Below are 12,695 nucleotides of genomic sequence, written 5' to 3' on the forward strand. Positions count from 1 at the left end.
GGTTTGGAAACGATGCCGAAACGATGTCTCGCGAAGGGGTTTGACGAGGTGGTGATGTTCACGCGAGTTCACGACATCAAGTGCGCCTTGCTTTGGTTCTGGGCGGTCTGGCTCTCGGTGGTTGTCGCGACCAACGGTTGCGACTTGCTAAAGCACTGGACCATCCTGCCGGCGTGGTGGGCGTTCGCGTCGGGAAACTACGCGGCGGTGGCGAAGGTGACTTCGGTCTATCCGGGCTCGTCCTGGATCAGCGTTCTTCTCTTTCTCGGGGTGATCGCTTGGGAAGGGCTGGCGGCGATCCTCTTCTGGCGAGCGGTCGTGCTTTGGATGAGACAACGCGAACCGGCTTACGCCGCGGTCAACGTCGCGATCGCTGTGTCGATGTCGCTATGGGCGGCGTTTCTGGTCGCCGAAGAGGTCTATGTCGACTTCTCGGTCAGCTCGACGCATCGCCAACTGTTGGCTCTCTCCTTGTTGACGCTGCTGGTGATTCATCTGTTACCGGAAGAGGTCGCTTCAAAGCGCTGACGGACGGCGGTCCATCGTGTTCGTAGCCGACGTTTCGCGGATGGCACGCGCGCAATGGTGACGGCACGGTACCAGCTTCGCTGAATCAATCAAGGGGCCGGCATGGACTTGTTGGCTCAAAGGGGTAGTGGGCCAGAAATCTCATGGGCCTACCGGTTTGATGTTGCAACTGACGCAATCGATCGTAGGCTGGGGCCAAGGCGGGGAAGTTCTTCCCAACAAGCACATTCAAGTGACAGTCGACTCTGCTGGGGCGGGTCGAGGTCGACCCATCTTCTCGCGACGATGAGATCGTTCTCCTGGGGCGAACGGTCCGTCGTTGGTGGTCGGCCGACGAGACCGATGAGACGACTCGACGATTGTTCTGCTCGCAGCACAACTCCGACACGAGGACCAGACTCATGGGCAAGCCGCGCGCTCGACGATGTCCCAAGTGCCAGGAGGTGATGACGCCGGTCGCGACGAAGGATCCTACCCTTTTTCGGTGCGCTCTTTGTGGCGTGGCGTTGCGGATCAAGTCGTCGAAGCGGACGGAGTCACCCGAAAAGTCGGCGCCGCCTACCGGTGATGCCTCGCTCGCGATGGCCCCCTCCTCGGCGAACGTTGTCTCGGTCGCGCCCTCGGCTGAGATCGACTCCAGCCCGACATCGCCTGGTGGCGACTCCCAATTGTCATCGCCTGGTGGCGATTCCCAATTGTCATCGCCCGGTGGCGATTCGGTTGGGACCGCGGCTGCGGCCTCGGGTAGTGTCGCCGCGTCCGCCGAGGGGCCGACAGGGTCTCCCGCCCCGCGCTCGAATGGTCTCGTCCTCGCCGTCGTGGCCTTGAGCTGTCTGCTCGGAGTCACGCTCATCGCGGCGACGGGGCTTGGTGTCTTTCTCATGATGCGACAACCGACCGAGATCGCTCGCGAGCAGCCCGGCGCGGACGACGCACCCGCCGCGCCCTCGCCCATGCCCGAACTCCCCGACAAGTCACCGATGGAACGGCTTCGGGAACTACTGGCCGCGGCGAAAGAGGAGCTCAGTCGGAAGGAGGAATCGGTTCGGATCGCGATCGGCGCCGCCCAAGACGCGTACGTGGAACTGGGCGAACTGACGCGCGAGCGAATGACGAAGTCGCTCGACGCAATCGACTTGGATGAGCTCCTCGAGTCGGAAGAGCGCGAGAAGCCGGCGAACTTGGACGAGGCGGCGTCTCTCTCTTGGGAGCTGGGCCAGGTCAACGATCGGCTCGGCAAGGTCGAAGCGCTCGCCAAGAAGGTCGCCAACGACAAGGACCGCGTGAGGAAGATCAACGAGGGTCTCGCGGAGTTCTCGAAGTCCGACTACGTCGTCGTCAACCGGAATGATGCCGTTGGGCTCAAGAGGGACGAGCAGGGCTACGAGGTTCTTGTCGCGGATCCTCAGTGGGCGAGCCTCGCCTATCTCCAAACGGTCAATCGCCAGGCTCCAATGACGATCGACCCGGCGCTGGTCGACCGTTTGCGGAACGAAACCGAGCTGCGGGGAGCGGCCGTCGACGAGATCGAGGAGCAGCTCTCGATCGGCAAGAACCATCTCAAGAGCGAAGACGCACCCAAGTTGACCTTCGCCAGCGTCTACGACGAAGCGAATCAGCGTCGTCGGTTCGGGGCGGTCCAAGCGGTCGACAACCGTGCGATCACGCTGCGGGCTTTCGAGCCGAAACCGCTGAAGATCGCGATCGACGATGTTCGCATGAACGACTCCTGGCTGGGAACGGATAAGCAGCGGCTGCGCGACGCCGACCTCCTGGACTACTTCCTGATGCGATCGGTCGAAGCGATGGACGACGGGCCGGACGGGCCCCAGTCGCTGATGGTCGTGGTCAACGTGGCCGGCAATCCGCGTGTCTGCGTGCCGATGCTGCCGGACGGGCAGGGGGGGAACGCCAGCTTGGGCGAGGCCGCCCAACTGCTGCGCACCGAGTGCGAGAAGAAGCTGTCGGGGCTCGGTGTCAACGTCAAGTCGATGCGAGTCCTCGATCAGTTCGAACAGGTGGTCGATGCCCACACCAATCACCTCAAGGAGTTCATCGAACCCTTCGCGCGAGCCTACTTCATGCGCTACACCGGGGTGATGTTCCCGAAGGGATTCCTGAAGACGGCGAAGGACCGCACGGTCGAAGAACTGTCGAATGAGATCATGAAGCGGCGGGCGGCGCTTTGGTTTGGCTTGTCCCATGTCCTGATCATCGATGTGCGCGAGCCCTTTGATCTGGGCTACTACCACTTGACCGCGGCCCTAATCGATTCGGGGACCAATCGCGTCGTCTTCACCGACAGCGGTGATCGGGGCGAGTTCATTCCGCCGAGCTACTTGTTTCGTCAGGATGGGAAGCTCGCGATCGTCAATCGCCGCGAGGTCGATCTCGGCAGCCGAACAATAGAGGCGCGCCCGCTGCTGGTGCCGGGCGTCCTCGCGAAGCTCAAGCCGGGGCCGATGCCGCGGCTCGTCGTTGCGCACAACACGCCCGATGGTCCCGCCTTTCGGCCGCTCTTCAGCCGGCACGTCCAGTCCATCGACGCGAAGGTCGCCGGCGAGATCCGCAACGTCGTCAACCCCGCCCTACAGTTCACCAACGACGCGCCCTTCGATCAGCTTCGCTACGCGGTCTACGAGATCGCTCGGCGCATGCTGCCCCCGGCCGGCGCGATTGCCCAACTCGATGAGGGGACCGGACGTCTCTCGATCGGACGACTGCACGGCGTCGACACCTCGGCGGGCTCGAACGCGTTCTTTCGGGCCTATCGTCTGGGGGAGGACGGGACCCTCGCCCAACTACCGGTCTTTCTTGACATCAAGCAAGTCCACGAGAGCAGCACCGACGTCAACGTGATCCACTCGGGGTTTAGTCCCTTCATGAGCGAGGACTCGCGGAAAGCGACGACGCCGAAGGTGGGCGATCTGGTCATGCTGCAGGATCGCTCCGACCGGCGACCGGTTCTCTATCTGCACACCGTCTACAACCGGCAACCCGCGCGGGAGGCGTTGCGAGCCCACCACATCAATCCCGATTCGAGGAACTCGCTGGCGCGGCAACGGATCGAGCGTCTCTGCGAGGAGTGTCAGTTCCGGCTCCGCTCGGAGATGGCCAACGCCTTCGAGGCACTGGGGATCGATGTTCTCGACGCGGCGCTCGTGGATGGGAGGGAATCAACGCACGAGCTACTCATTTCCATGGACCTGAGTCGGCATGGAAACCCCAAGCGACCGGGCTTCGACGCGAGTTTTCACGTCATGCGAAAGCGGGCCGGTCGGCCGACGAGCGTCAACCGCTCCGATGGAGACGGCGCGGTTCGCGTTCCCTTCTTACGTTTCGAGAAGGTCGCGTACTGACCGAGTCACTCGAGTGAGGCGACGCGTCCGACCGACTCGCGCGACCTTCGGCGGGTGATCGGTTTAGTCTCCGCACGGCGTGTCACGTGTCGAGTTCCGGCCCCATCTGCTCAAGTAAATCGTAGGAGTCGTTTCTCACGATCGAGTGTTCGTAGTTCTCGACGGAGAAGGTCGAACTTTCTGAGATACTTTCGGTCCGAAGAATCGAGTTCTCCAACTTCAATTTCGGCGACTCAAACCTGCTGAGGTAATTCGACACCTTCAGGGGAACGGCCTTGGCGGATTCGAACTTCGCGTAGTTTACGCGCAAGAGCGAAAACGAGGCATCGTAGGCGATCAACCCCGTCGTCACCTCGATTGATCCCAAACAGGTCAGAAATCCTACCGTGATCCGCGAGTTGATGAAGTGAGCCGAAGAGGTCGCCGGAGCGGTCACGACGACCACGGGGGCGAGGACACTGACGAGATTGTCCGTGATCCACAGGGTAGTGCCCTTGGTGGTCTGCATCTTGAGACCCTTCACGACCTCGTTGTAGTCTCCTCGAATCGCGGTGGAGGAGTTTCCCGCGGTCGTTCGCATCAGGCCACTCTCTTGCCCCCCGCTGGAGGTATCGGTCGTCGATTCCTCGGTGCCGTTGACGTCAGTGTTGCCGAGGCTCACGGAAGCGGGTGAAGCCACGGGGTAGCCGACCTTGACGTTCAAGTCTCCTCCCGTCGCGATCGAAAAGGCGCGATGAGAGGTCGCCGCGGCGTCCTTCTTCGCGTGCAACGTCACATGTTCCTGGTCTGGGTTCGCGTCAAACGTGAGTTGGCTAACATCGCTGGGGCCACCGCCGAGCGATCGGTGCCGTTCCCCTTCCACGTGGGGAAGCGATGGTGTGTCCCAGGCCGGTAGGTGATCCGCGTCGGGCACCGTCCCTAGGAGAACGGGCTTCTCCAACACGCCACGCACGAACGACACCATTCCGCGTTGCCCCTTTCGGGGCATCGTGATGCCGCCCTGTTGCTGGCTCGCGAGCCGTTGGGCCACACGCATCCAGCAGGACTTGGGCTCCTCCCGCCGATCCCAGTCAAACGCGACGCGTAAGCCGACATCGTCGCTGGGGGTCGTCTCCTCATGGTCGTGGCCAAGGACCCGTGCCGTCATCACGCCGTCGATGCGAGGGCGTTCGGTCTGGCGCCGCGTCCGGTAGCGTACCTGCTTGGGAATCGCCTCGAACCGACAGGTGTAAGGCGTCACCTGGAGATCGTCGCGGCCCTCGACGGCAAGTTGGACCTGATGATGGGCCCGAGTGACGAAGAAGTCACCGGAGTATTCCTCTGCATCGACAACGCTCAGCAAGTAGCCCGGCTTGATCGAGGGAGCGTTGCTCTCGCCATGGGCGACCACGCCATCGACCACCGCCGCTTCGGCACGAATTCGAGCGAGACGCCGTTTGGCGTCGATCAAGCCATCCATGAGGTGCTGCTCGCGCTCTCCCGAGGAGAGCACGGTGCTGAAGTTGGTCCCGACGGACTCCTCGGTGGCGAGGACGCAGTCGGCCATGATCTCGCGGTGGTTCCTCGCGGTGGATGGGGCCATCGGGCTATCGGGCGCCTCGGCCCGTTCGGGATCCGCCATCCCATTGGTGGCGTCCCAATGGTGATCGTTCACTTGGGCGATGAAGGGGGTGAGGGCTTCTTCGACCCGCCACGATCGTAGGCAGGGCTTGTGCTCGCTGATGTCGAGTGAGAGTGGGCGATCGCCGAGAGCCGGGCTCGCTTGGAACGAGTCATCCGCGCAGACGAGGGTGCAGCGGTGCTCGTCCTGTTCGAACGTGAAGTAGCGACCATCTTCCTCGAAGAGTCGCTTGAGATAGGTGAGGGGGCTCTCCTCGTAGCGCACCGAATAGGCGCGCGGGGCGTCGGGTTCCTCGAAAGCGAGGCGATAGTCAAACCCCTGAAGTTCCTCGTCGACGATGCTCGCGAGCCGGCAATCCTCATGGATCGCCGATCCGATCTGGCGGTCGAGCAGGACGTGATGGGGGAGGAGCTTCGCTTCGTGAAAGGTGTGAATCTCGTCGGCGCCGACGTTCGAGAACCCGACGATCACGCCATGGACATGCACGGCCGGCTGCTCGGGGACCTCGATGTGGAGGGAAGCCATGCGAGCGAGGAGTTCCTCGGGATCGAGAGGCGCGTCAAGCGGCGCGTAGAGGGAGAGGCGGTAGTCGAACAGTTCGGAGATCGACTCGACGCCGTCGATCGCGAAGACGCCCGCTCCTTGGGCGAGCGGGGTATTTCCGATTCTTAGAGAGAGGGTGGTGTCTTGACTTGTCTTCATCGTGCTGGCTTTCGGAACTGCATCGTCGGTTGACTTCAATGATCGCTTCTGAAGTGATCTCTCTAACGGCTCTGCTTCTGGCCCGCTTCACAGCCCCATTGGATGATTCGCTGCCGGCTCCGAACGGCCCTATTGACCAATCTCAGGAGTTCTCCGCATGCCCACGTCAAGCGTGAGTCTGTCCTGCATGCCCACGTCAAGCGTGGGCATGGCACCCAAGAGACTCTTGGGTAATGAACCAACGAATTAGGACTGTTGGGTCACATTCTGGCGATGTTGCCTTTGTTTCTCTTGAGGAAGTTGACCTCCTGAGTGTAGACCCTGGACTGGAACTTCAAGAACTCCGAGTCCGCCGCCATGGTGTGTCCTTTGCATCGGTTCTCCATCGCGACCACGGTGGACAGGGTCGATTCGGATCGAAGAGACCAACTGCTCCAACTGGTGATGTGCTGCTCGTAGTAGGTGCCCACGTGATAGTCGACGTGAATCGTACTATTGACGATGTTCATGTCCATCATGCCGAGACAAGCTTCGATCGATCCCGCTCCCGTGGTGAAACGCGCTCGCAATGTCTCCCCGACTTCGGAAAGCGCCGAGCCAACGAAACTCAGGGAAGAGGCCGAGGTGAAGTTCGCCATCTTTCCGGATTCAACCTTGGTAACTCCCCCACACTTGAACAAGTCGTTGCCTGCATTCTCCGTGGTGGAATCACCACTGGTCGTCGTTGTCATCGATCCCGAGACGACGAGCGAGTAGCTTCCATCCCCCACGGCGTCCGCCGCGGAAGTGTCATTGACCGCTAGAGACTTGTCGAACGGCCCCGCGCCCGCCAAGTCGCTGGACGTTCGTTGGGCATGGAGATGGAGATGCTGGCCGCACTCGATTGTCAGGTTGTCCTCCGCACCCCACTCGAGTCTTCCCATCGACGCGAGATCGACTCTTTCCTTGCCGAGCCGATTGTCGACGAGAAGACCACTGACCTCGTTCACGCTTCCACCCGCGGAGCGAACCGTGACGCCGTGCAGGTGGCGATGATCGGCTCGATCGCCACGCGGTCGACTCGCGGCGGAGTAGAGCGACGCGACGACCACCGGTCGATCCGGGTCCCCGCCGTCGAACGCGACGACGACATCGTCGCCGTTTCGCGGCAACCACAAGCTCCCTCGCCTAGCTCCCGCCGAAGCCTGCGCGACCCGAAGCCAGCAGGAGGAGACATCTTCCGGCTGATCCCAAGCGAACCGGACTTTGACGCAAGCGAGATCGTCCGTCGTCACGTCCTCGTGGGGCTGACCGACGACGGTGGCCGCTTCCACTCCCCGCACGACCGGCCGCTTCGGCGGTCGCGCCGGCCGATAGGGAATGTCGATGGGAATGCACTCGAAGTCGCACTGGTAGGCCGCGGTCTCCCACGGTCCAGCCACGGGAAGAGGGCCGCGGACCTGATGCGAGGTACGGGTGACGAGGTAGCGTCCGCCGCGAGGGCCCGCGTCGACCAGCTCGAAGGCGAAACCGGGTCGAAGCGACGAGCAGTTGGTCGATCCCCGAACCGTCACGCCCTTGAGGGAGACTCGTTCGAGTTCCAAGCGGGCTTGCCGCCGAGCCTCGTCGGGCATCGCGTCGACGTCTTGCTCACTTTCCCTCGCGAACCGGGGGGCGAAGGACGCGACTCGATCGATGACCGCGCCCGAAACCGAGGCATCACTCCGGTCGATCTCGCGCGAGCCGAACCGAAGAGTCCCCGACCGTTCGTGGTCGGCATGGACCTCGCGCGGGATTCGTTCGGGATGGTGGTCGCGAATCCTCACCTTGTGGGGGACGAGTGCCTGGGTCTCTTTCCATTCGCTGATGAAGGGCTTCTCGAGGCACTCCTCAAGCCCGAGCCGTGCCACCGACGGCGCGTGGCGGGAGTCATCGGAAAAGCAGACTCTCTCGTCTTCCGCGTCATTCTCGAAGTAGTAGTAGGCGCCGGCGTCCGCCAAACGCCGTTGCAGATGTGCCCACGTGCTCTCGAAGTGCCGGACCGCGAAGAGGTAACGCAGCCGCTCTTCGCGTAGGTCGATGCGATGGGGATAGGCTCGCAGCGAGCGGGTAAGGATCTCCTCGAGACTCGTGTTCTCGAAGATCTCGCATCCCTCATCGAGCGACAACGGGTACTCTCGCGGAACCAAGTGGGCTTCGAAGAGGCAGTACTGGCTGTCGAAGTCGTCGCCATGCTCACGGCGCTGGGCGGCGACGAGTCTTCGGGAAACGGAGGCGATGATTCCCCGGATCGTTCGCGGAGCTTGATGCTCAAGCCCTAGCGTGATGGTGACCTCACGCCCCAGGAGTCCTCTGATCCGAGAGGCTTCTTTCCTTGGTGCGCAAAGCTCCAGATGATGCTCGTGGAACTCCGAGAGCGACTCGCGACCCTTCAGGCCACTGACCCAGATCTCATCCGACGTGTCATCGCCTCGCGGTGACAGGACCATCGATATGGTTTGTCGCATCACCGTCATCGTCCTCTTGCTTAAGAGCTTCGTACTCGGTTGACCAAGGACACTAGTCCTGCATCAAACGCTCGATTTCGGATTGTGAACTCACGATCACTTCTCACTGGCTGACCAGCACCCAGTGCCATTCGAAGTCTTGGATCTGACAAAGCGTTAGACCACATACTTCGCCCCTCCAAGACGACGGAACGCCGCCGTATCCGCACTGGTGGCAATCAACTTGCGTTCGGCCGTGATGGCATCAACGGTCAGGTTGCATCGACGCTCCATGAATCCCGTGCCCACGAGCGCGGCAAACACTCCGGAAAAGAAGGCGAGCGTGCTTAGATCCATCTTGATGAGTCCCTTCGTCATGACCGTGTTCCATTGCCGAAACGACAAGGGCGTGGTGTACCAGCGGCCGCTCAGGAAGCCGACGTCCATCCGCAGTCTTCCCCCGGCCAACGCGAAGTCGACGTGGAGCCCATCGAACCAAAGGGACGTCGCCGAGACGAACGACAGGGGGTATTTGGTGATCCAAAGCGCCGGCTCGACGTAGACGTACATCACGGCATCCTTCGTCGAGATGCTGTGATTCCCGGCCGTGTTCGTCTCCTGATCGCCGTCCGTGGTTTCGGTGGTATTCCCGTTGACGTCCAGAATGTAGTTGCCGATCGACTGGTCCGCTTGCATCGTCTTCAGAGCGTTCGTCGGATCGGCGCCGACCCGAAGGCTCAGCGAATCTCCCGACTGAATCGTCTGGCTTCCCTCGGCGCTGAACTGAGCCGTTCCCGCCGAGTAGAGGGCGACCTTCTCATGGTCGCTTCGCTGGTCGATCGTGAATCGGCTCGCCCGGTCGACGGGGCCACCGCGGCCTCGGACCCAGTGCCCCTGGACGTGGCGAAGCTCGGAGGCATCCACCGGTGGAGGGTTCGAGATGTTGTAGAGCGAACCCAAAACGAACGGCCGTTCCGGATGGCCATGCTCGTAGGCGATCAAGAGTTCATCGTCGCGATGCGGCGGGTAGACCTCGCCGTAGTGATCACCCGAGAGGGACCGCAGCACCGGAATCGACCGGGAGTGCCGACCCTCGTCGTCGTCCCAAAGGAACTTGGCTTTCACCGCCCCGGCTTTGTCGACCGTCACCTCTTGACTCGGCTCGGCCAGCGCCAACGCCGTCTCCACGCTCGGCACGGCGGGCGCCCCTTCGCGTCGGGGGAGGCGATAGGCAAGCTCGACCGGAACGCACTCGAACGAACACTCGTAGGGCGACGACTCCCAGGCGCCGAACCCGTCGAGTGGCAACGCGGCCCGTTGGTGAATCGACGTGACGAAGTAGTCGCCGTTGTCCTGGTCCGCGTCGCCGAGCGGGAACGTCATCCCGGGAACGAGACAGGGAGCGTTGACGATCCCTTCGCCGCGGACGCTGCCGGAGAGCGCTTGCCCCAGACGAACCTTCGCCAGCCGGTCGCGTTCCTGGAAGAGCCCGTCAAGGCTGTTCGCGGAGGACGCGTTGTCGTCGCCGAGATCGCCAAAACGGTGGGCGAAGAGTTCGTGGCGGTCGACGACGCAGTCGGCCAGCGACGTCGCCCCGAGTTGGCACGCCCGTTGCCCGACGTTCAGATGGTGGGCCGAGGCCGCTTCCTTCGACAAGTCGGCACCGGGGCACTCGAGGTGATGATCCGAGACCCTCGTTTTCCAAGGAGTCGCCTCGCGATGGAGCTTCCAAGACCGAACGCTCGGCTCGAGCGACTGTCGCCGTAGTGGCAGTGGCTGGTCGTGGGACGCCGAGGCGCGGGTGGAGCTGTCGGCGACGACGAAGGTGCCGCACCCGTCGTCCTGCCGGAAGTAGAAGTGGCAGCCCTCCCGCTCCAGCAGGCGAAGGAGGTAGTCCCAGGGGCTGTCGGCGTAGCGCACGGCATAGCGGGACGACGCGTGGTCCTCGTTCAGCACGTACTGCCGCGGATAGCCCTCCAGATAGTGGTCGAGGATCTCCGTGAACGTCTTGTCTTGGAGGATTTGGTAGCCGACCTCGTAGGTCAATAACGCGACCTTGGGGACCAGGACCGCTTCGTGGAGCTGATGGGTCGGCGTCCTGCCCACATGGCCAAGCTCGGCGATGATGCCGTGCAGCGAGCGTTCGGGCAATGCGCCGACGCGAACGCGCAGCGTCACCTCTTTTCCCAGCAGTTCGCGGACGGGGAGTTCCGCCGACGCGTCGGTATGGAGGTGGAGCCGATAGCGATAGAGGTCCGAAACCGATTCGGTCCCCTCGAAGCCATGGACGCCGATCGCCAGGTTCGCGAGCGAAGTGGTTAGGGATAATTCGAGCGCAAGTTGCTCATCCATGGGTTGAATCCCAATGGGTTCGCGGCGCCTGCCGCGTCCAAGTCCGCCATGGTCGATTTGAGTTCCACGGGCGCGTCGTTTGCCCGCGTCGGTCTCTTCGAACGGATAGGCTCGTCGAAACGCTTCCGTGCCGGTGAACAAGATTTGCGAGCCACCGCTGCGCTATCGCCTACCGCAAAGCATTGTGGCTAGTCTCACCCATATCTACGAAAAAACTCGTCAGACTTGTTAAGGAGAACGCCGATCGCGGAAGAATGATTCACGCCGTCCGCCGATGGTGACGACCCCGGTAGGACAGGCCATTTGCCTGCCATCGCGAGTCCGGTCTGGAGCGTATCGCCAGGATGGCCCAGATTGACATGCCGTCTGGACCATCCTGTTGCCTGTCCCATCACCAACCAGTTCATGGAGCCCTCTCCTAAAAAAATTCAGAAATCGTCCCAACGTTTCCGATGGCTCGAGGAGGTCGTTCGTGGTCCCCGTGGGGACGATGGCGATGAGGGAGCGGCAGCGCGAGGCGGCCCCGAGTGGCAAAAACCTGTCACGACTTTTTCGCGCTTCCCAACGCTTCCACCCTGGGACCAAGTCGTGCGGAGTCGCGTTTCGCGTATCTGGCGGAAACACAGGACGTTACGCTTCCACAAGAGTTCTCGAACCTCACGCTCGCCGGCCCAAACGGTGGGCCATTCTCAAGATTCAGCCCTCAGTTCGACGGTTCCGGCAGAAATCGGACGCGGACATGCCACTGTTAGTGCACCACCTCTGTCATCGGATGTATCGTCGATGTCGCCCAACGTCGGCCGCGAGAGCGCGACTGAATCGCTGACGCGAACCAAGCGCTTCTTTACGACCTATACTCTTGTGTTGCGGGAAAAACCGTTGAGTTGGAACGCCGACACGTCAAGGCCTATGCCTTCGAGCGGTACACCTTCGTCGACCAAGACGCCTCTACTTCCACCTCCAACGTTCCCAACGATGGAATGCTCGTTCCTTGGCCCGATAGCCGTTGCGTTGAGCGGATGGGGCTGGTGACGAGCGTGCCGGGGACGTCGGGGAGAGCGGTGTTGATCGGGTGAGCCGGAAAGCGACAAGAGGTGTTGGTTTGTCTCAACGAAACGGCAACGTTTGAGCGTATCGTCCGGATCGGCATGACGAAATCACTCGTTGCCATCCACAGAGCCTCGTTGTCTCTCAACAGGCTCGGACCAGTGATCGAGTAGGACAGTTGACCACGATTGGCCAAGTGCCTCCGGTCGATGCTTGGGTCCATTTTTCCCGCCTGGATATCGAAGCCCCTACTAGGGCCCGCGCGTCTCGACTCCTTCGAGCCGGTCGCCAAAGCCTTTAGTGCAAGCCCGTCGTTTGGAAAACGCAGCCCCGGTCGAAGGAGCCACCGCGGCGAGTCGTCTCGTTTGACCTCACCGGTCAAGGGAGCAGGGCTGATCGCGCCAAGACATGTCGTTGACGATACCGAGCCAATCTTTGTTGCCGCTGAATCGCGATTGCTTGACTTGGCAATTCCGCCCAAAAGGTTCCCACGTCAAACGCCCCGCCAAGGGGCGATCTGATGACGCGCGCCAACACTTCTCGCGAAGTGGCTCGCGACGGTCGGACCCACGAGCCAAGCCGCCGCCAGGGCTCTTGCCCTCTGATGATGGAGCCACTGCC

General features: G+C 62.1%; 6 protein-coding genes. 3 read left to right on the forward strand and 3 right to left on the reverse strand.

The window, feature by feature from the left end; all coding sequences use genetic code 11:
* Positions 1-12: 12 nt before the first annotated feature.
* Together Pan216_RS07440 and Pan216_RS07445 are read left to right on the forward strand one after the other, a co-directional pair.
* Positions 13-528 (forward strand): DUF2165 domain-containing protein, encoded by a 516-nt coding sequence (locus tag Pan216_RS07440; RefSeq protein ID WP_145256956.1) that lies wholly within the window; start codon positions 13-15, stop codon positions 526-528.
* Between the two features lie 401 nt (positions 529-929).
* Positions 930-3,887, forward strand: coding sequence for a hypothetical protein (locus Pan216_RS07445; RefSeq protein ID WP_145256959.1), 2,958 nt, complete (start codon positions 930-932; stop codon positions 3,885-3,887).
* Positions 3,888-3,969: 82 nt separating this feature from the next.
* Here Pan216_RS07445 and Pan216_RS07450 read toward each other — a convergent pair whose 3' ends face one another.
* From Pan216_RS07450 to Pan216_RS07460, 3 genes are all read right to left on the reverse strand, one after another.
* Positions 3,970-6,210: a type VI secretion system Vgr family protein gene (locus tag Pan216_RS07450; RefSeq protein ID WP_145256962.1), complete on the reverse strand. Its 2,241-nt coding sequence runs from the start codon at positions 6,208-6,210 to the stop codon at positions 3,970-3,972.
* A 260-nt stretch (positions 6,211-6,470) separates the two neighbouring features.
* The gene (locus Pan216_RS07455) at positions 6,471-8,696 is read right to left on the reverse strand and encodes a type VI secretion system Vgr family protein (protein WP_419193374.1); all 2,226 of its coding nucleotides are present in this window, start codon (positions 8,694-8,696) and stop codon (positions 6,471-6,473) included.
* Positions 8,697-8,852: 156 nt separating this feature from the next.
* Positions 8,853-11,027, reverse strand: coding sequence for a type VI secretion system Vgr family protein (locus Pan216_RS07460; protein WP_145256968.1), 2,175 nt, complete (start codon positions 11,025-11,027; stop codon positions 8,853-8,855).
* A gap of 884 nt (positions 11,028-11,911) precedes the next feature.
* On the opposite strand from Pan216_RS07460, the gene Pan216_RS07465 reads away from it, so the two are divergent.
* A complete protein-coding gene (locus Pan216_RS07465) occupies positions 11,912-12,103 on the forward strand; it encodes a hypothetical protein (RefSeq protein WP_145256971.1) in 192 nt (63 codons plus the stop codon).
* Positions 12,104-12,695: the final 592 nt, after the last annotated feature.

It is taken from the genome of Kolteria novifilia, from assembly GCA_007748055.1.
GTDB classification, from domain to species: domain Bacteria; phylum Planctomycetota; class Planctomycetia; order Kolteriales; family Kolteriaceae; genus Kolteria; species Kolteria novifilia.

Bases quoted from the DNA above. Each gene is read 5' to 3' on its own strand.
- Pan216_RS07440 (WP_145256956.1), top strand. From the start codon at position 13: ATGCCGAAACGATGTCTCGCGAAGGGGTTTGACGAGGTGGTGATGTTC.
- Pan216_RS07445 (WP_145256959.1), top strand. From the start codon at position 930: ATGGGCAAGCCGCGCGCTCGACGATGTCCCAAGTGCCAGGAGGTGATG.
- Pan216_RS07450 (WP_145256962.1), bottom strand. From the start codon at position 6,210: ATGAAGACAAGTCAAGACACCACCCTCTCTCTAAGAATCGGAAATACC.
- Pan216_RS07455 (WP_419193374.1), bottom strand. From the start codon at position 8,696: ATGCGACAAACCATATCGATGGTCCTGTCACCGCGAGGCGATGACACG.
- Pan216_RS07460 (WP_145256968.1), bottom strand. From the start codon at position 11,027: ATGGATGAGCAACTTGCGCTCGAATTATCCCTAACCACTTCGCTCGCG.